The sequence below is a fragment of the Xanthomonas sp. F14 genome (assembly GCF_014199865.1).
In genome coordinates this window covers 1,859,400-1,879,732 of sequence record NZ_JACHOM010000001.1, presented here as the reverse complement: position 1 = coordinate 1,879,732, position 20,333 = coordinate 1,859,400, and the positions used below count along the sequence as shown (strand labels likewise).

Annotated in this window: 12 protein-coding genes and 1 pseudogene; 7 read left to right on the top strand and 6 right to left on the bottom strand. The window is 63.7% G+C overall.

All coding sequences use genetic code 11. The features are described from left to right. Positions 1–161 precede the first annotated feature (161 nt). The 6 genes and pseudogenes from GGR73_RS08075 to GGR73_RS08050 form a co-directional block, all read left to right on the top strand. Complete coding sequence (locus tag GGR73_RS08075; protein ID WP_102256551.1) at positions 162–1,406, top strand: DUF418 domain-containing protein; 1,245 nt, start codon at positions 162–164, stop codon at positions 1,404–1,406. A 7-nt stretch (positions 1,407–1,413) separates the two neighbouring features. Continuing rightward, on the top strand, positions 1,414–2,664 hold the full coding sequence (locus tag GGR73_RS08070) for an FAD-dependent oxidoreductase (RefSeq protein ID WP_184456339.1): 1,251 nt from the start codon (positions 1,414–1,416) through the stop codon (positions 2,662–2,664). Further along, a complete protein-coding gene (gene gorA, locus GGR73_RS08065) occupies positions 2,661–4,031 on the top strand; it encodes a glutathione-disulfide reductase (RefSeq protein WP_184456337.1) in 1,371 nt (456 codons plus the stop codon). The genes GGR73_RS08070 and gorA overlap by 4 nt, the downstream gene beginning before the upstream one ends. A gap of 475 nt (positions 4,032–4,506) precedes the next feature. Continuing rightward, positions 4,507–4,914: an MGMT family protein gene (locus GGR73_RS08060; protein ID WP_184456335.1), complete on the top strand. Its 408-nt coding sequence runs from the start codon at positions 4,507–4,509 to the stop codon at positions 4,912–4,914. A 40-nt stretch (positions 4,915–4,954) separates the two neighbouring features. Further along, positions 4,955–5,653, top strand: coding sequence for a rhomboid family intramembrane serine protease (locus tag GGR73_RS08055; protein ID WP_054591556.1), 699 nt, complete (start codon positions 4,955–4,957; stop codon positions 5,651–5,653). Positions 5,654–5,791: 138 nt separating this feature from the next. Beyond that, a pseudogene (locus tag GGR73_RS08050) lies at positions 5,792–5,947 on the top strand (rhomboid family intramembrane serine protease); the annotation flags it as partial. Positions 5,948–6,178: 231 nt separating this feature from the next. Here GGR73_RS08050 and GGR73_RS08045 read toward each other — a convergent pair. The 3 genes from GGR73_RS08045 to GGR73_RS08035 all read right to left on the bottom strand — a co-directional run bounded on the left by GGR73_RS08045 (position 6,179) and on the right by GGR73_RS08035 (position 10,855). Further along, positions 6,179–8,191, bottom strand: a complete 2,013-nt coding sequence (locus GGR73_RS08045; RefSeq protein ID WP_024939531.1) for a M13 family metallopeptidase — start codon at positions 8,189–8,191, stop codon at positions 6,179–6,181. Between the two features lie 171 nt (positions 8,192–8,362). Further along, positions 8,363–8,647, bottom strand: coding sequence for a M13-type metalloendopeptidase (locus tag GGR73_RS08040; protein ID WP_184456333.1), 285 nt, complete (start codon positions 8,645–8,647; stop codon positions 8,363–8,365). Positions 8,648–8,752: 105 nt separating this feature from the next. Further along, positions 8,753–10,855, bottom strand: coding sequence for a M13-type metalloendopeptidase (locus GGR73_RS08035; RefSeq protein ID WP_184456539.1), 2,103 nt, complete (start codon positions 10,853–10,855; stop codon positions 8,753–8,755). A gap of 339 nt (positions 10,856–11,194) precedes the next feature. On the opposite strand from GGR73_RS08035, the gene GGR73_RS08030 reads away from it, so the two are divergent. After that, the gene (locus GGR73_RS08030; protein WP_184456331.1) at positions 11,195–12,790 is read left to right on the top strand and encodes a phytoene desaturase family protein; all 1,596 of its coding nucleotides are present in this window, start codon (positions 11,195–11,197) and stop codon (positions 12,788–12,790) included. A 178-nt stretch (positions 12,791–12,968) separates the two neighbouring features. Here GGR73_RS08030 and GGR73_RS08025 read toward each other — a convergent pair whose 3' ends face one another. The 3 genes from GGR73_RS08025 to GGR73_RS08015 form a co-directional block, all read right to left on the bottom strand. After that, positions 12,969–13,334: a DUF6289 family protein gene (locus GGR73_RS08025; RefSeq protein WP_146009970.1), complete on the bottom strand. Its 366-nt coding sequence runs from the start codon at positions 13,332–13,334 to the stop codon at positions 12,969–12,971. A 295-nt stretch (positions 13,335–13,629) separates the two neighbouring features. Beyond that, entirely contained in the window at positions 13,630–16,713 is a 3,084-nt protein-coding gene (locus tag GGR73_RS08020; RefSeq protein ID WP_102253842.1) for a TonB-dependent receptor, read from the bottom strand. A 380-nt stretch (positions 16,714–17,093) separates the two neighbouring features. Then, the gene (locus tag GGR73_RS08015) at positions 17,094–20,084 is read right to left on the bottom strand and encodes a TonB-dependent receptor domain-containing protein (protein WP_184456329.1); all 2,991 of its coding nucleotides are present in this window, start codon (positions 20,082–20,084) and stop codon (positions 17,094–17,096) included. Positions 20,085–20,333: the final 249 nt, after the last annotated feature.

The window sequence follows — 20,333 nt, the reverse complement described above, 5'->3', positions numbered from 1 at the left end:
ATCTGCAGGATCGGCATGCACCGCACGGTGATGCCGGCTTGCACGCGCCGATCGTGTGTGTGTGACCAGCGTTGGCTGAATGTGTTTCCGCGGCCCGCCATCTCGGCGGGCTGTTTGCATGTTGCGCGCCGCGATCGCCGCGCCGCGCTGCCCGAGCCGAGATGACCCCGCGCGACCCTTTGCTGCCCATCGCAATCAGCGAGCGAATCGCGGTGCTCGACGTGCTGCGCGGTTTTGCGCTGCTGGGCATCCTGCTGATGAATATCGAAGCCTTCGTCGGCCCGCTCGATCTGGCGGTCACCGGCGTGGAGCCGCATTGGCACGGCGCCGACCGGGTTGCCGATGCGCTGGTGTACCTGCTGGTGCAGGGCAAGTTCTACACGCTGTTCTCGCTGCTGTTCGGCATGGGCTTTGCGGTGATGGCGCAACGCGCCGCGCAGGCCGGGCGCGGGTTGTTCGGCACCTATCTGCGTCGTACCGTCGGGCTGCTGGTGATCGGGCTGCTGCATGCACTGTTGCTGTGGTCCGGCGATGTGCTGGTCACCTACGCCTTGCTGGCCTTGTTGCTGCTGGCCACGCGCTCGGTGCCGACGGTGACGCTGCCGTGGTTTGCCGCGCTGGTCTACTGTTGCGCGCCCGCGTTGACGCTGCTGTACGGCGTCGCAGGCACCTTGATGCAGCTCGATCCGGCGGCTGCCGTGGAATGGAAGGCCGCGATGGCCGATGCGGCGCAACAGGCGGCAGCGAACGTGCAGGCGCAGCGCGCCGCCTTCGGGAGCGGCAGCTATGCGCAGGCCACGCTGCAGCGCTGGCACGACCTGCAGCACGCGATGACCGGGCTCAGCATCAATGGCCCGGCGATGCTCGGCATGTTCCTGCTGGGCAGCTGGTTTGTGCGCAGTGGCGCGATCGCCGCGCCCGAGCGCTTCCCGCGCCTGTTTCGGGCCCTGCGCTACGTGGTACTGCCGCTCGGGCTGGGCGTGATGGGGGTGAGTTACGCGCTGGAGCCGTGGATCGATCCGGCGCGGCTGGATCTGCGCCTGTCGGGTGCGTTCGCGTTGTCGCTGATTGCCGGCCCGCTGATGAGCCTGGGCTATGCGGCCTGGGTGGTGCGCCTGGCGCCGCGCCTGGCCTGGCTTGCGCCCGCCGGACGCATGGCGCTGAGCAACTACCTGCTGCAGTCGCTGGTGTGCACGTGGATCTTCTACGGTTATGGGCTGGGCTATTTCGAGCAGCTGCCGCGCGTATGGCAGCTGCCGTTCGCGCTGGCGCTGTTTGCGTTGCAGGTGGTGCTGAGCCAATGGTGGTTGCGCTGGTTCCGCTTCGGGCCGATGGAATGGCTATGGCGCAGCGTGACCTATCTGCGTGTGCCGCCGATGCGCCGCAGCGACGCGCGCGTGGGGTAGTGCGCACATGAGCGCCGCGCCTGTCGATGTGGTGGTGGTCGGTGCCGGCGCCATTGGGCTGGCGACTGCGCTGGCACTGGTCGAAGCGGGCCGGCAGGTGCACGTGCTCGACGCCGGCGCGGTGGGTGCGGCGACGTCGTACGGCAACTGCGGCACCATCACGCCGAGCCATGCGCCGCCGCTGGCAGCGCCGGGCATGATTGCGCAGGCGCTGAAGTGGATGCTGACGCCGGACGCGCCGCTGTATATCCGGCCACGTCTGGACCCGGCGCTGTGGCGCTGGTTGCTGCAGTTCGCGCAGCGCTGCAATACGCGTCACTGGCAGGCCAGCGCGCAGGCGCGCGCGGCGTTGCTGGGCGATGCGCGGCAACGCTTCGACGACTGGGTCGAGCGCTATGCGCTGGACTGCGAATTTCGCAGCGATGGGCTGGACTACGTGTTTGCCGATGCGCGCCGCTTTGCGCACTATCGCCACGAGTGCAACGTGCTTGCGCAGTGGGGTATCCAGGCCGAGATGATCGAGGGTGCCGACTACGTGCGCCAGGATCCGGCATTCCGCGCGGGCATTGCCGGTGCGATCCATTTCCCCGGCGATGCGCATCTGCGCCCGGAGCGTTACACCGCAGAACTGGCAAGAGTGCTGCGCGCGCGCGGTGCGGTGATCCATGCGCAGTGCCGCGTCGATGCGGTGGTGCCGGACGTACGTGGCGCGTGCGTGCACACCGCGCGTGGGCGACTGCAGGCGCGCGAGGTGGTCATCGCAACCGGCCCGTGGTCGCCGCTGCTGGCGGCGCAACTGGGATTGCGTCTGCCGGTGCAGGCCGGCAAGGGTTATTCGATCACCTATACCGCCCCGGCGCTGATGCCGCGTCGCCCGGTGGTGCTGAAAGACCGTTGGGTGTTCGTGGTGCCATGGCGCGATCGTCTGCGTATCGGCAGCACGATGGAATTCTCCGGGCACGACACCCACCTCAACCCCACGCGCCTGGCGGCACTGGAGCGCGCAGCGTCCGATTATCTGCATGCGCCGGCCGGTCCGGCCGTGATCGAGCGCTGGTATGGATGGCGGCCGATGACCTGGGACGACGTGCCGGTGCTGGGCGCGGTGCCGGGCCGTCCTCACGTCTGGCTCGCAGCCGGACATGGCATGCTCGGCATCAGCATGAGCACTGCAAGCGGACAACTGATGGCCGACCTGATCACGGGCCGCGCACCTGCGCTGGACCCGCATCCCTACCGGGCGGAGCGCTTCGCATGAGTGCCCGGTACGACTACGACGTGGTGATCCTGGGAGGCGGCTCCGGTGGACTGGCCGCTGCGTTTCGCGCGGCCAAGCACGGCGCGCGCGTGGCGATGATGGAGCCGAACGAATTGGGCGGTACCTGCGTCAATCTCGGCTGCGTGCCCAAGAAAGCGATGTGGCTGGCGGCCGATCTGGCCGGCAAGATCGAGCTGGCCGGGGCGCTGGGTTTCGATGTGCCGCGACCGACCCTGGCGTGGCAGGAACTGGTCACCCACCGGCAGGGCTACATCGGCAACATCCACGCCAGTTATCGGCGCCGCCTCGACGAAGATGGCGTGGTCATGATTCCGCAGCGCGGTGTGTTGCAGGATCGCCATACCATCATGGGCGGCGACGGCGTGCCGGTGACCGCCGAGCACATCGTGATCGCCACCGGTGCGCATCCGCTGCGCCCGGACATCGAAGGTGCCGAGCACGGTGAGGTGTCCGACGATTTCTTCAATCTCTGTCATGCGCCCGCGCAGGTGGCGATCATCGGCGGCGGCTATATCGCGGTGGAGATCGCCGGCCTGCTGCAGGCGCTGGGCAGCCGGGTGCATCTGTTCGTGCAGGGCGAGCGGTTGCTGGAGCGCTTCGATGCCGAGCTGACCCTGCAACTGGCCGACAACCTGCGGCACCTGGGCGTGCGCCTGCATTTCGGGTTTTCCACCACCGGCCTGGAGCGCGATGCAGAAGGCAGGCTGCGTGTGCATGGTCATCCCGCGCACCCCAGCGAGCAGGGCAACGACGTCTTCGACAAGGTGTTTTTCGCCACCGGCCGGCGCGCCAACACGGCGGGGCTGGGTCTGGAAGAGGTCGGGGTGCGCCTGGGCGACAAGGGCGAGGTGGTGGTGGACGAAGGCCAGACCACCAGCGTGCCGAACATCCATGCCATCGGCGATGTCGGCGGCAAGGTCGGACTGACGCCAGTGGCAATCGCGGCGGGACGCAAGTTGATGGATCGCCTGTTCGGCAAGCAGCCGGATGCGCGCATGGACTACGAAGGCGTGCCGAGCGTGGTGTTCTCGCATCCGCCGCTCGGGCAGGTCGGACTGACCGAGGAGCAGGCGCGCGCGCGGCACGGCAGCGCGGTGCGTGTCTACCGCAGCAACTTCCGCCCGATGTTGCACGCGCTGGCCGACGCGCCGCAGCGCAGCCTGTTCAAGCTGGTCTGTGTGGGCGAACAGGAGCGCGTGGTCGGCGTGCATCTGCTGGGCGAGAGCGCCGACGAAATGCTGCAGGGCTTTGCGGTGGCAGTGAAGATGGGTGCGACCAAGCGCGACTTCGACGAGACCGTGGCGATCCATCCCACCTCGTCGGAAGAGATCGTGTTGATGCACTGATGCACTGATGCATTGGTGCGGCAGTTGTGACCGGGCCGACGAGGGCATCAGCGCCCTGCCGGATGCAGGGACTGGCGTCGGCCCCTGCGTTTCATAACTTGCTGCAGCCCCGCGCAACAGGGCACACCACTCCGGCACCGACGTAAGTGCGCTTGACGCAGGCCAGGCCCCCGCAAGCAAGCGGATCAAAGCCCCTCTCCCCTCGGGAGAGGGGTTGGGGTGAGGGTTCGGTAAAGTCGATGCATCAATCAACTGCCGATCCGACGTTCACGGCCGGCCATGCCTCATCGGCCCTGCATGGAAGTTGGCCGCGCTGCTTGTCCGCCGAGCCTCGTGCCGCCCGAACCCTCACCTCAATCCCGCTTCGCGCTGTCGGCCAAGGCGCGTCAAGACACGCGCACCGAGAGCGCGCAAACACTGCCTCCTCGCTCGGACGGAAGAGGGATTTCAATCCCATAGCTGGCATCCTTGCGCGATGTCCAAGCCCCGCAAACCAACGACGCGTCGATCCGCCAATCCATCTGCGCGTGCCGCCTCCAACGCCGAGCCGCTCTCCGGCGAACAGGCGCGGCTGCGCATTCTTGCGGCGATTCGGGCAATACCTTCCGGCCAGGTTGCCGGCTATGGCGAGGTCGCACTACGCGCCGGCCTGCCCGGGCGGGCGCGGCTGGTGGCGCGCGTGCTCAGCGGCAATGATGATCCGCAGCTGCCGTGGCACCGGGTGCTGCGCAGCGATGGCCGGATCGCGTTGCCGGAAGGCTCGTCCGGCTACCGTGAGCAATGCCGGCGGCTGCGTGCCGAAGGCGTGGTGGTCGAGCAGGGCCGGGTGCGCCGTGCCAGCGCCGCGCAGCGGTTGGATGCCGCCGTGTGGGGACCTTCATAAGCCTGCCGTTATGATGGTTGGCATTCCGAAGGATGCCGTCATGCCCCAACTGCCGCCCGTCACCAAAGCGTTGTTGATCGCCAATATTGGCTTGTTCCTGCTGCAATGGGCACTGGGCGACCTGGGCGCCGGCGTGCTGCCCTCCGATGCGGCGCTGTCCTCGTTGATGCTATGGCCGATTTCCAATGGCTTCGATGCGTTCTCGCCCGGCGCCAGCTTCATGCCATGGCAGTTGTTGACCTATGCGTTCCTGCATGGCGGTTTCAACCATCTGTTCTTCAACATGCTGGCGCTTTTCATGTTCGGCGCGGCGCTGGAGCAGACCTGGGGGCAGAAGCGCTTTCTGACCTATTACCTGGTGTGCGTAGCCGGTGCCGGCGTGTGCCAGTTGCTGATGGCCTGGTTCACCCAGAGCGGGGCGCCGGTGGTGGGGGCGTCGGGCGGGGTGTTCGGTCTGTTGCTGGCCTACGGCATGCTGTTCCCCAATCAGCGGGTGATGCTGCTGTTTCCGCCGATCCCGATGAAGGCGCGCACCTTCGTGATCGTGTTCGGTGCGATCGAACTGTTCCTGGGTGCGACCGGCTGGCAGCCGGGCGTGGCCCACTTTGCGCATCTGGGCGGCATGCTGTTTGGCTGGCTGATGATCCGCTACTGGCGCGGGCAGTCGCCGTTTGGCGGCAGCGGCGGCGGGAAGGGTGGTGGCAAGGGGCGCAAGCCGCCGCTGCGTGTGGTGCGTTGAGGTAGTCGCGGCGTGGCAGATCCACGCTGATCCGTAGGAGCGGCCATGGCCGCGATGGGGCGTTACCGGTAAGGCTTCATCGCGGCCGGGGCCGCTCCTACCAAGCGTGCGTTGTCAGGCAAGCAACGGATGGATGACTGGCAGCCGGGCGTGGCCTACTTTGCGCATCTGGGCGGCATGCTGTTCGGTTGGCTGATGATCCGTTACTGGCGCGGGCAGCCGCCGTTTGGCGGCAGCGGCGGCAGGAAGAGTGGTGGCAAGGGGCGCAAGCCGCCGCTGCGTGTGGTGCGTTGAATGCGTGTGATGCGTTGAAATAGTCGCGGCGTGGCGGATCCACACTGATCCGTAGGAGCGGCCCTGGCCGCGATAGGGCGTTACCGGTAAGGCTTCATCGCGGCCGGGGCCGCTCCTACCAAGCGTTGGGATGGATGGACTGCCAGACACAAAAAAAGAGCGCGGAGTCCGCGCTCTTTTTTTATTGCCTGCCACTGCGTGTTGATTGCCAGTGACTTCCTGGCGCTTGACTCAGCGCCAGATCTTCAATTGCTCGGCATCCACGCGCTGCATCGGCTGGCCGGCCTTGCAGCTGAATGCCGCACCGAACTCCGGCAGGTTGGACAGCGGGCCGTTGGTGCGCCACTGGCCCGGCGCCCGGATGTCGGCGCTGGCACGCTGCACCGCTTCGTTCGGCGACAGCTGTTGGGCCCACAAACCGGCCCAGGCGGTGAAGAACGCCTGCTTGTCGGCCTCGGTGGCCGCTGGCTGTGCCTTGCTGAAGGCCTGCCAGGCCAGTTCGACGCCGGCCAGGTCGGCCAGGTTTTCTTCGGCGGTCTGCGCACCGTTGACCTTGACGTTGGGCACGCCCGGGTAGGGGTAGGCACCAAACTGGCTGGCCACCTTGCCGGTCAGCATGGTCCAGCTGCTCTTCTCGGCCGGCGTCCACCAGCTGCGCAACTCGCCCTTGGCATCCACCAGCGAGCCCTTGGCGTCGATGGCACGGGTCATTTCGTGGGCGACCAGCGCGCCGTAAGCGCCGTACTGCGCGGCCGGGGTGCTGCCGGCGGTGAGCACCGGTGCCTGCAGCACGGCGGCGGTGATGATCAGGCGGTTCTGCGCAATGTCGTAGGCCACTGCCGGCTGCTGCGGCAACACGTCCCAGCGACGGTCGGCGTTGCCCTTGCCGATGCGCTTCATCTCCTCGCGGTGACGCCAGGTCGAGGCGATCAGCATGTTGCCGCCGAAGCTGCCGCGGCCCATCGGCTGCACGGTGTAATCCAGATCGCGACGCGGTGCGCCGACTTCGATCTTCATCGCCGCCAGCTTGGCCTTGGCTTCGGCGATCACTTCACCGTTGCCCCAGCCGGTGCGCTCCAGCGCGGCCAGCTGCGCGTCGCGTACCTGGTCGGCGATCGCTTCGGCCTGGCGGCGCGTGTCGCTGCTCAGGTAACGCGCCACGTATTCGCGGCCGAGCATTGGGCCGGCGGCGATATTGATCGCGTCCAGCACCTGCTGCCAGCGCTGCGGCGGCAGCGCATCGCCACGCAGCAGACGGCCGCGGAACTGGTACTCGGCATCGTGGAAGCTCTTGGACAGGTACGGCGCCATCGCATCGCCTACGCGCCAGCGCAGATAGGCCTTCCACTGGTCCGGCTTGATGCTGACGATCATGCTGTCGAGCTGCTTGAACATGGCCGGGTCGGCCATCGACACCAGGTCGTCCTTGACGCCCTGCGCCTCCAGGAAGTCGGCCAGACGCAGATTCTTGTACTGCTTGGTCAGCTCCTTGGTGGCAATCGGGGCGTAGTTGTTGAACGGGTTGTTGATGCCCTGCACCGACTGCGCACTGCGCGCCAGCGCGGTCTCGATCTGCAGCACCGAGGCGGCATCGGCGTCGAGCCTGTCGGCCGGGGTGCCGGTCAGCGCCAGGATCTGCTTGACGTAGGCGCGGTAGCGGCCCATCAGCGCCTGGGTGTCGGCGTCGGTGCGGGTGTAGAACGCCGGGTCCGGCAGGCCCATGCCGCCCTGCATGAAATACCCGATGTGGCGATCCAGCGCCTTCAGGTCCACGTCCGGGCCGAAGTTGAAGCCGACCGGGATGCCGACCTGATGCAGTGCTGCGATGGAAGCGGGCACATCCTTGGCCTTCTTGATCGCGTCGATGCGCGACAGCAAGGGGGCGATGGGGTTGGAGCCATCCTTTTCGACGGAGGCCTCGTCCAGGCCGCTGGCCCAGAAGTCGCCGAGCAATTTCTGCACGTTGCCCTGCGGCGCCTTCATCGACGCATCCAGCAACTCGCGCTGCTGCTGCAGTGCGCGCTCGGACAGCTGGCCCAGCGCGGTGACGGCACCGGCCTGCGGCACCGGGTTGGCCTTGAGCCAGCCGGCATTGGCGTAATCGTAGAAATCGGTGCAGGCCGCCGACACGGCCGGGGCCTTGGGAGCGGCCTTCTTCTTGCGAGCGGCGTCGGCGTCGGGGGCGGACAGCAGCGTGATCAGGCTGAAGCCAAGAGCGAGGGCAAGCGGACGAATGGTGGGCATCGAGAAGAAGGGTGGCCAGATTGAAGTCGGCGGAGTTTAGCAAGGCTGCGCCCCGTACAGGCGGGCGCGAGCTGCTGCCGGTCTTCGGTGCCGGCCGCTTGCATGAATGCGACAGGCCCGCAAGCGCGGGCCTGTGCATGTTGCGATCGAGCTGAAAGCGCTTGCAGCCGCCTACCAGATCACCACGCGGTCTTTTTCGGCACGCGCCATCGGAGCACCTGCCTTGCATGCGAAAGCCTGTGCGAAGGACGGCATGTTCGAGGGGACGGCAGTGGCACGCAGGCTGCCGGGCGCATGCGTGCCCGGGGTCAGATAGACCAGTTGCTGCTGCTCGCGGATCTGTTCGCGCCAGTTGCGCGCAAAGCCCGGGAAGAAGCGTCGTTCCGGGCGACACCCATTGATCGTCAGCGCGTGTTCGGGGTGGGGCTGGATGCAGTGACGGCGATGGCGATGCATGTGGCCGGCCGTGATTTCCCCGCGGACGCAACAGAAAAACCGAAGGAAAAAAAACGGGCGACGATCTTTCGATCGCCGCCCGCCCGAACTACCGCACTTGCGCAATTACCAGATCACGACCTGCTGATCGCCCTGACGCACCATCGCATCGCCGGCCTTGCACGAGAACGCGGCGGCAAACGCCGGCATGTTCGACGGCGCACCGATGGCGCGGAAGTTGGCCGGGGCATGCGGATCGGTCTTCAGGCGCACCACCAGTTCTTCCGGAGTGAAGTTGCGGCGCCACACCGTGGCCCAGTTGAGGAAGAAGCGCTGGTCACGGGTGATGCCGTCGGTCTTGGGATCGTCCTTGCCGGCGGTGGCGGTCTTCATCGCGTCGTAGGCGGTGTTGAGGCCGCCCAGGTCGGCGATGTTTTCGCCCAGGGTCAGGTCGCCCTTGACCTTGTCGCCGGCCGGGGTGCGATAGCCGTCGAACTGCGCGACCAGCTTGCCGGTGCGTGCCTTGAAGGCGTCCAGATCCTTCTGCGTCCACCAACCCGGATCGGCGATGAAGTTGCCATCGGCACCGAAGCGGCTGCCCTGGTCGTCGTAGCCGTGGGTCATCTCATGCCCGATCACCGCACCGATGCCGCCGTAGTTCATTTCCTCCGGCGCATTCGGGTCGAAGAACGGCGGCTGCAAGATCGCGGCCGGGAACACGATCTCGTTCTGCAACGGGTTGTAGTAGGCGTTGACCGTCTGCGGGCTCATGCCCCATTCGGTCTTGTCCACCGGCTTGCCGATCTTGGACAGGTTCCACTTGTAGTTGTACTCGGACGCGGCCATCACGTTGCCCAGGTAGCTGTCGCGGCTGGTGTTCAAGCCGTTCCACTCGCGCCACTTTTCCGGGTAGCCGATCTTGGGCGTGAAGCTTTCCCACTTGGCGATCGCCTTGGTCTTGGTCTCCGGGCTCATCCAGTCCAGCTTTTCGATGCGGGCCTTCAGCGCGGTGCGCAGGTTGGTCACCAGGGTTTCCATCTTGGCCTTGGAGTCGGCCGGGAAGGCAACCTGGACGTACATCTGGCCCAGCGCTTCGCCGGTCTGGCCATTGATGGTCGCCAGCACACGCTTCCAGCGTGGCTTGATCTGCTTCTGCCCGCGCAGGGTCTGGTTGTAGAACGCGAAGTTCTCATCGACGAACGGCTGGCTGAGGAACGGCGAGGCACCATCGACGGTGTGGAAGCGCAGGTAGGCGCGCCAGATCGCCGGATCGGTGTCGGCGATCATCTTGCTCACTTCCTGGTGGAAGGCCGGTATCGCCAGCGAGAACATCTCCGGCGTGGCCACGCCCTGCGACTTGAAGAACTCGGTCCACGACCAGTTGGGGGTCAGCTTGTCGGCATCGGCCGGCGAGATCGGGTTGTAGGCCAGCGAGGCATCGCGCGACATCTGGGTGCTGGTCTTGGAGACCTTGGCCAGACGGGTCTCGAACGCGACCACCTGCTTGGCCTGCGCGGCGGCATCGGCCGCGGCCACGCCGGACAGTTCCAGCACCTTGGCCACGTGCGCCTGGTAGGCCTCCAGCTTGGCCTTGTTGGCGGCGCTGGTGTAGTACTCCGGATCCGGCAGGCCCAGGCCGCCCTGCATGGCATAGGCGATGTTCTGGCTGGATTTCTTGAAGTCGGCCTCGGCGCCGAAGCTGAAGAGCTCGTTGTTGCCCTTGGCGGCGCTGCTGCGCAGATAGTCGACCAGCTTGGCCTGGTCGTTGATGGCGTCGATCGCGGCCAGTTCCGGCTTCAGCGGCTCGATGCCCTGGGCGTTGATCTTGGCCTCGTCCATGCCGGTGGACCACAGGTCGCCGACGATCTTTTCCACGCCGGTGGCGCTGGTGTCGGCCGCGGCCTGTTCGACCAACTGCTGCTGGATCGCATTGGAACGCTCGTCGAGCATCTCGAACGCGCCCCAGCTGGTGCGATCGCTCGGCACCGGGTTGGCGGCCAGGAACTTGGCGTTGGCGTACGCATTCAAATCCGTGCAGGCGTTGCCGTTGGTATCCAGGTCGGCGGCGGTGAACTGGTTCACGGCCGGCAGCTTGCTCTGGTCCAGGGTCAGCGCCTTGGGAGCCGCCGGGGTGGTTGTGGCGGTATCGGCAGCGGGCGCGGCCGGCGCGGCGTCTTCGGATTTCTTGCAACCGCTCAGCGCGGCGGCCACGGCCAGGGACAGGGTCAACAAATGAGGTGTACGAATCACAAAGGGCTCCAGGAGCAGATGTGGGAAGCCCCGTCGCGGGGGCTGTGGCCGGCACTCTACGCCTCGCCAGCCGGATGGCATGGTGTCGAAGGTCATGGGTGCGGCATGTGTAGGTGAACCGGCCCGACGGTGTCCGGATGGGCGGCAGTCCTGCGCAGGGCACCAGCGCAGTGGCGGCCCGGTGTTTTCGCATCCTGTGCGCTGTGGCTTGAGGCTGTGCCTACCTGGTCCGGCAGTCTGTGTCGTTGCGCGGGCGGCAGTCGAGAGGGGCGAGTACCTGAATGCTCCTGCTGTGCAAGCAGTGCTATATACAAGCGCATGCCTACCGCCTCCGAACCGTTGGATGCCCTGATCATCGGCGCTGGCCATAATGGCCTGGTCTGCGCCGCCTACCTGGCCAAAGCCGGCAAGCGGGTAGTGGTGCTGGAAGCGCGCGACGTCGTCGGCGGCGCAGCGGTCACCGAAGAGTTCCATCCGGGGTTTCGCAACTCGGTGGCGGCGTACACGGTGTCGTTGCTGCAACCCAAGGTCATCGCCGATCTTGACCTGGAGCGACATGGCCTGCGCGTGGTGGCGCGCCGCATCAACAACTTTCTGCCATTGCCCACTGGCGAGTACCTGCTGGCCGGCGCGGGGCGTACTGCCTTGGAAGTCGGCAAGTTCTCCGCGCGCGATGCCGCTGCATTGCCTGCCTATGAAGCGCGCCTAGAGCAACTGGCCGATGTCTTGCGTGCGCTGGCATTGCAGCCACCGCCGGATGTCAGCGATGGTGGATGGCTGCGCGCGTTGCCGCAGCTATGGCGCGCGGGCAAGCTGGGGCTGCAGCTGCAGGAGCTACCGCTCGCGTTGCGGCAGGAGCTGCTCGACCTGTTCACGATTTCGGCCGCCGAGTATCTGGATCGCTGGTTCGAAAGCGCACCGATCAAGGCGCTATTCGGCTTCGACGGCATCGTCGGCAATTACGCCAGCCCCTACACGCCGGGCACCGCCTACGTGTTGCTGCATCACGTGTTCGGGCAAAGCAATGGCGTCAAAGGCGCCTGGGGGCACGCCATCGGCGGCATGGGCGCGATCACCCAGGCGATGGCCGCCAGTGCGCGCGACTCTGGCGTGACGATTCGCACCGGCTGCGCAGTGGCGCGCGTGCTGGTGGAGCAGGGGCGTGCGGTCGGTGTCATCACCGCTCAAGGAGAGACGCTGCGTGCGCGTGCAGTGGTGGCCAATGTCAATCCGAAGCTGCTGTATCAGCGCTTGATGCAGCCGGACGATGTCCCCGCGGCGACACGCGAGCGCATGGCGCATTACCGCTGCGGATCGGGCACCTTCCGCATGAATGTCGCGCTCTCGCGGCTGCCGGATTTCACCGCCTTGCCGGGCACGGGCGATCATCTGACTGCCGGCATCATCCTGGCGCCCAGCCTGGATTACATGGACCGTGCCTGGCAGGACGCGCGCGCTTCGGGATGGTCACGCGAACCGGTGGTCGAGTTGCTGATTCCCAGCACGCTGGACGACACGCTGGCACCGCCCGGGCAACACGTGGCCAGCCTGTTCTGCCAGCACGTGGCACCGCAGCTGCCGGATGGCCGGCATTGGGACGATCATCGTGAGCAAGTCGCCGAGTTGATGATCGCGACGGTCGAGCGCTACGCTCCCGGATTCGCGGCCTCGGTACTGGGCCGGCAGATCCTCAGCCCGCTCGATCTGGAACGCATCTTCGGGCTGACCGGCGGCGATATCTTCCACGGCGCCCTCAGCCTCAATCAACTTTTCAGCGCACGCCCGATGCTTGGGCAGGGCGCCTATCGCGGCGCGATTGCCGGGCTGTATCTGTGTGGATCCGGCACGCATCCGGGCGGCGGAGTGACCGGAGCGCCTGGGCATAATGCAGCGCGGGTGATTTTGGGTGATTGACATCTATCTTCAAGGCGCACTCTGCCCCTGCAAACAGATAAGGAGGCCCTGGAGAACCAGGGCCTTGGAGCAATGCACTAACTGATTGGCTGACTTAGGGAAGGCGCGGAATTCCTGCAACTAACCGTCAGGGCTAATCAAATGAAAGCAAGGCCGGCCTCAGTCAGATCTTCGATTATCAGTTGTACAAACCGCGCTGCCACGGGCTGGTCAAGTAGCCGTTAGGCCATGGGCCGTCTTCACACATTCCCTGTCCCCACGTATCGCAAAAGTCAGCGCGTAACTGCTGCGACACCTCGGTGTAGGCGATCGAGTTCACGTTGCGCGTATCGCATGCATAGCTGATGACGACGCGCTTGACGGTCGACGTCGTGCCCTGATGCTCAGTCTGATTACTGCAATACAGGATGCTTTGGCCAACTAGGTTTTCGTTAGCGTCGAACCACATCCAGGTACGGCCGTACTGCGTCGCTGCGTTTGCTTCAGTGGTGACAGCAAGTGCGCTTATTGCCAAAGAGACTGCCGCCAAAAGTACCGTTTTCATTCAACTGGCTCCTTGTTGTGCCTCAAATCCCTTGAGGCGTAGGTCGTACCCTTTTCCTGACTAGTCCTGACGAATAGCTTGTAGTTTTGCAGATGGGGCCATTTCCCCTTGCGTTTCTAGCATGTCCAACCCCGGTGTCGCTCAGTCCACGTTTTTCAGTCGGAAATTTATGGGCAAAGCGAGGTGGGATAGTTTAAAGAGCAAGAGGTACAGAGTCGCTGTGATTAAGAGTCGGGACTAATCAAGATCCATTAATTCACCGGAAGCGTCAAAGCGACGCTTCCGGTGGTTGCGATCAGAAGTCGTAGGATGCAGACAGGCGCACATAGCGCGGAGTGTTGTAGCTATAGTTTTCTAGGCCAATTCCATATGTATTTGAAACCAGGCCGGGATCTGTTTCATAAACTCCGTCGATGCGAGTGACAGCGCGATCATTAAGGACGTTGAATACCTGGAGCCCCAGAGCAAACTTGTGTTCGGCGAACGAAGGACGATATGTCACGCCCAGGTCGACGTTCTTAATCCAGGGGGTCCGGCCAGCATCACCGGGTCGCGAAGGCTGGCCGCCGCAATAGTGATAAGCCGATCCGTAGCTGATCGGATCCGGGTTTTCTGGATCGTTGAAATAGCCCAGGCAGGAAACGGGTGTGCCTGACATGACACGCAGGGTAGCTGATGCCATCCATTCTGGCGTGATCTGATAGGCGCCGAACGCTTTCAGTTGATGGCGACGATCATTTGCCAAGCTGCCGCCTGCATAGTACATCAACGCCGCCGCATCCCAGTCCTGCGTTTTAGAAACGTCAGATTGCCCGATATCGGACTTGACTTGGCCTTCGGTATTACCATAGCTATGTGACCAGGTGTAATCGATGCGGCCGTACCACTTCTCATCGAACGGGTGTTCCAAAAAGAGGTCAACCGCAATGTAACTGCGCTTGGCCTTATCGGTGAAGCCCCAGTCCGATTGGGACATTTGCAGCTGGGTAAAGCCCGATCCATCGCGATTTGCGAGATTATAGGTGTTGGTCTTGCCCGGATTGAAAATAACGCAATACGGAGTGTCGATGGTCCTGGGATCAATTCCTTGCGATGCAAGTTTCAGGTCGCCACGTGCGGTGTAGTCATCGTTATGCATGTCGCAGACGTCGTCGATTGCCGCTTCCAGCTTCCGATACGTTGCCTTGGCGCCGGAGTTCCAACTTTCACCAATCGTCTTTTCAAAGCCAAGAATCAACTCATCCTGGTACTGCGACTTCAAGTCGCTTGGAGCAAATGCTCCTGGATTGGGTGCTTGGCCAAATTCGCCGTTGGCTGAAACCGGTCCCGGCCCGAACGGCGTCAAGCCAGTTGGTTCGCCGTTGGCGTCGATGCCGGTATAGGTGAAATATTGATCGGTGTAGGTCGATGCCGACGCGCCACGGATGGCAACGCTATTAGGAAGCGCCAGGTAGTAACGGCCGAGATTAGCGAATATCTTCAAAGATGAGTCGCCAAAAACATCCCAGCTCGCTCCGAGACGCGGAGCCCACTGGTCACCGCTATCCACGTAGGCGACATGATCACTGTTGAAGTTGGTGAACTGGTCATTGCGGATGCCCAGCGTCAGCAGCCAGTTGTCGTTAACCTGCCAGCGATCTTCCAAGTAATACGCTTTTTGCTCCACTGCCATGCTTGTGGTGGTGGTGAAAATACGTTGTTGGGCGTAGAACCCGTTGGAGCCAGCTCCGGGAGCACCGACGCCCAGTCCTGGACGTACTGGTGTCTGCTCTGTGAGAGCGCGTCCATAGATCCATTGGTAGCCGGGGCCGGTGGTGCGTACGCCCTCGTCATAGGCATTGAAGTACATGTTGTCCACGCCGGCGGTGATGTCGTGGTCACCCAATCGATAGTTCAACTCCAGACGCAGGCTGCGAGTCTTGTTGATCGGATCCTCTGCCTTCGCGCGGTTGGTCGTCTGATTGTTGCGGATCGGCGTACCGCCGTTCAGTGCAGGGTTCTGGCTAGTGACGCTCCCAAGGAACGGCAGGTCGGAAACAAATGGGTTGAATTGCTGATTATGCTGGTTGCTGCGTCCCCATGTAGCGTTCAAGGTCAGATCGTCCGTCAAGTAGCTTGTGTACTTGAAGATGTCGTAGCTGTCTTTGATCTTGAATGTATCTGGATAGGTTCCGGTGCGATCGCCACTCACTAGGCCATCGTAATCAAACGAGGTGTAGTAGCCACTACGGCGATCAGTATTTTGAACGCGCGTGTATTCAAGGATGTTGCTGTCGTTGATATTCCAGTCGACTTTTCCGTAAAACTTTGGAGTGCTGTATTCGTAATTATTACGGGCCTGGATGCTTGCATTGCTGGCGTTCGTGCCTACTCCGTCAACTTTTTCACTTTCACCAGCCACAAAAATGAAAAGTTTATCCTCGATCAGCGGGCCGCCAGCGTATGCACTGTAGACAGTGCGCGTTTGCTTGTTGTCCTTGCCGGCGCGGTACAAGGTGCCCGGTTGGTCTGGCGTATCGTATTCGTACCCATCTGGGAGCGCTGCATTGGGGTACCACACGTCACCACGCGAGCTCGCCAGAGAATCTGGCTCCCAAACGGTCTGCACACCAAAATGCCATTCATTGGTGCCGCGCTTGCCGAGCTGGTTGATCACGCCGCCTGTGGAGCGGCCGTACTTGGCGCTATAGCCGCCGGTATAGGTTTCCTGCTGGTCGATGGCGCCATAGGGCAGGCTGACGCCGCCCAGGTTGCTCAGCGGATTGCTGACGTTGAAGCCGTTGATGTAATACGCGTTTTCGGTAACGCCCGAGCCGCCGAAAGACACGACGGAGCGCGAACCGTTGTTGAATGCGCCGGCACCCGAGACAGCACCGGGAGCAAGCAGCGCAATCGCTTCTGCACTGCGTCCCAGCGGCAGGGTTGCCAGCTGTTCGGACGTGATCACCGATCGCGAGCTGGTGGAGCTGACGTCGATCTTCGGTGCATTGGCGGCAGTGACCGTGATCGCGCCGAGCGTGGTTGCATCGGTGCTGCCGCTGGCAGCTGCGCCAGCAAACGACACCTCGGTGCCGGATCCCACGCGCAGCTGCACGTTCTTGCGGGTGTCGACGACCTGATCGCCACGCTTCAAGGTGACGGTGTAAGCACCGACCGGCAACGAGCCGAGGTTGTAACGGCCGTTGGCGTCGATGGTGATCGTCCGGCTGAGGCCGGTGTCGCTTTGAACGACGATGGTGCTGCCGGCTTCCGAGGGAGCGCTACCGTAGATGCTGCCGGTGGTGCTTTGTGCGTAGACCGCGCCATTGGCGAGACAGGCGCCGAGCACAACAGCCAGAGCGGTGCGCTTGAGGGCATGGCGACGAATTTGATTGCTCATTCCTAACCTTTCAGCTGGGTATCGGGAGAAGTGGCGGTCACCGGAGAGTCAGATGGCCTTAACCCGAACGTAATGAATGTGTGGTCTGGGTCGCAAGCGGTTTGAATGATTGGTTAATGAAAAGGGCGAGATCCGCATCAAATATGCGGATCTGCGCACAAATTGCAGGGCATGCGAACAATCGCTGACGTGTTCGTCACGAGTATTCATTTTTGTCAGTGCGTGCGATGCGGCATGACATTGCGCCGACTAACCGAACGCTACATGGCGCCGCGTTCATCTTGAGAGTGTCGCGTCCGGAGTTACTGGTTTCATATGAAACATGAAGTCAAAAAAAGACCCCGTCGAACGGGGTCTTTTCGATGCATCGTCAACAGCGCTCAGAACCTGACAGTCGTACCCAGGTAGAAGAACCGGCCGATGTTGTCGTACAGCGCGGAGGTGAAGTCCGAGCCGAAGTAGTTGCGCGGCGGGTCCTTGTCGAAGGCATTGTCGATGCCGAGGTAGACGTCGATCTTCGAGCCGGGGAACTGATAGCCGAACTGGAAGTTGTGGTAGGTGTACGAGCCGTTCTTGATCGGGCTGGCCGAGCCCGGATTGCTGTTGTAGCTTTCCGGCGTCACGCGCAGGTTGCCGTCCACATAGTTCATGTCCCACGAGGCACGCCATTCGTTCCAGTTGTACTTGGTCTGGAACTGCGCGCGCCAGCGCGGGTCGGTCACGTATGTCACGTACTCGTCGTACTCTGCCGGGAAGTCCTGGAACACCCATTCGCGCGACTGGATCAGGCGCGTACCGACAAGGCGCAGCACGGTGTTGCCTTCGCCGAGCTGGAAGCGGTAGTCCATTTCCAGATCCACGCCCACACGCCGCGAGCGTGACAGGTTTTCGTTGAGCGCCTGCCAGCCGATGATGCTGTGCTCGGGGTAGATGCGGCCCTGCGGGTCGGTGAATCCACCCAGCGGGGCGCGCTGCACGAAGCCGCAGAAGCTGTTGTTGATGCCGCCTGGGTTGTCCACGCAGCGCGTGGCATTGGTCTCTGCGGTCACGGTGCCGATCGCGTCCTGCAGGTCGATGCGCCAGTAGTCGATCGACATGCCGAAGCCGTCGAAGAACTCCGGCTGCCACACCAAGCCATAGGACAGGCTGCGCGCGCGCTCCGGCTTCAGTTCCGGGTTGCCGCCGCTCACGCCGGGGCGGGTGGAGGTGAAGGTATCGATCCAGCCCACCGGCACACCCAGCGCACTGCAGTTGGCCTGGCGCAATGCCACATCGCCTGCGGTGCCGGGGCGGTTGGTGTTGGTCGGCAGGTAGTTGCAGGGGTCGTTGATGGTCGCGAAGTTTTCGCTCTGCGAGTCGTACAGCTCACCGATGCTGGGCGCACGCACTGCCTGTGCCACGGTGCCGCGCAGACGCAGCGACGGGATGATGGTCCAGTCCAGGCCCACGTTCCAGGTCTTGGTCGAGCCGATGCTGTCGTAGTCCGAATAGCGTCCTGCCACATCCAGCGCCAACCGGTCCACGCCCGGCAAGCCGGCAAGCAACGGAATGGTGCTCTCGACGAAGATTTCCTTGACAGTGTATTCGCCACCGCTGTTGGGGATGGCGTTGAGGAAGGTCGCGCCCGAGGCCGCCAGCGGATCGGTGATTTCCTCGCTCTGCTCCTTGCGGTATTCCACGCCACCGGCAAACCCGATGTCGCCGGCCGGCAGCGACAGCAGGTTGCTGTTGGCCACCGATGCGCTGAACACGGTCTGCTGGATCTTGGCCTGCGAGCGCGCGGTGGTGTTGAACCATGCCGCTGCTTCCGGGGTCACCGCGCCGTTGCCAAACACACTGAACGGCACGCAGCCTTCGCGCGCCAGCGCCGAATAGACGCGATTGGTGTGCGGATTGATCGCGTTCGGATCCAGCGTGGTGCGGCAGACGATGTTGCCGCTGGCATCGCGTGCGGCATCGATACCGGCTTGCCAGCGCTCGTTGATGCGGTTGTTGAGATTCAAGCGGTCGACCGTGGTCTTGCCGTAGTTGGCGGACACGTCGTAGGTCCAGTTGTCGGTGAAGTTGCCTTCGGCGCCGAGCACTGCGCGATAGGTCTTGCGTTCGATGTTCTCGCCGCGACGGCCGGCATCGACATTGAAGCGGTTCATCAGGATCTGTGTGACACCGCGCGAATCCATCAGCGCACCGAGTTCGGGGCTGACATACGGATTCTGGCGACGCACGCGCAGCGAGCTGTCGAAGGCCGGCTGGCCGAAGAAGTCCGAATCGGTCTCGCTGTACTTGCCTTCGAAGAACAGGCGATGGTTCTCGCTGACCTCGAAGTTGATCATGGTATTGACGCTCTTGCGATCGAAGCCGGGCTGCAGGTCGGCGACCGCATTCAGATCAACGAAATCGCAGTCCACGCAGGAGGTGTTGCTGACCACCGTGCCGTTGTAGCGGTTGCGGCGGAAGCTGCCGTCCTGGTTGAACAGGTAGCGGTTGCCATAGCTGGCCGGGTTGCGGAAATCGAAGGTACCCAGGTTGAAGGTGCCGCCGTAGGACGTGGAATGATTGCCGCCCGGGCCGCTGAGCACGTTCTGCGGACTGCGCTCGCTCGGCGGTTGGCTCGGATCGAACGCGGGGTTCGGAACCGACACCAGGTACTCGCGGCCGATGGCGCGGTTGCCGCGACCGAAGCGGTCCTGTTTGCTGTATTCGCCCGACACCGCGATGTTGCCACGGCCGTCCGCAAAGTCGCTGCCTGCCGAGAAGCTGGCGAAGGAGCGGTTGTAGTTGCCCTCATCGGCCAGACCGGTCTGCGCGCGCGTCTCGAATCCGGTGAAGGTCTTCTTGAGGATGAAGTTGACCACGCCGGCCACTGCGTCGGCGCCGTAGACGGCCGAGGCACCACCGGTGATGACTTCGACGCGTTCCACCCATTCCACCGGAATCGTGTTGACGTCCACCGCAGTCGAGCCCGGGCTGGAACCCACGTGGCGACGGCCGTTGACCAGCACCAGGGTGCGGTCCACGCCCATGCCGCGCAGGTCGAGCAGGCCCAGGCCGGCGGTGCCGATGAAGCGGGTGGAATTGCCCAGCGTGTAGCTCGGTGCCAGCGCCGGCATGCGCGCCATCAGGTCGCTGATGGTGGTCGCGCCGGTGGCGCGGATTTCCTCGGCACTGATTGCGGTGACCGGCGAGGGCGTGACAAAGCCGGTACGCGCAATGCGCGAGCCGGTGACAGTGACCTTGTCCAGATCGGTGGTGCCGGGTGCGACCCCGTTTTCTGACTGCGCGGCAGCGTGGCCGGCAGAAGCGGCCAGCACGGCAAACAGCGCGGTGCTCAGACGATGACGCTGGGTGGGTTGCAGAGGGCGACTCGACATGCGCTTGCAGATTCCTTGCGGGGGATTTTGCGGCACAGCTGTGCTCGCTGAGCGCTGGCTGAACTGAATCCCGAACGTAACAATTCCTTAATCATGTGTCCACATTTGTGAAATTTGTCGCCATTTGACACATAAGTAAGCGAGCAGCGCCGATGTCTGGTGGCAGCTTGAAACGCATCTGCCTGTGGCCGAGCCGGTAAACTGCCGGTCTTCCCATGCGCTGCGGCTGGCGATGCAGCCATCGCTGTG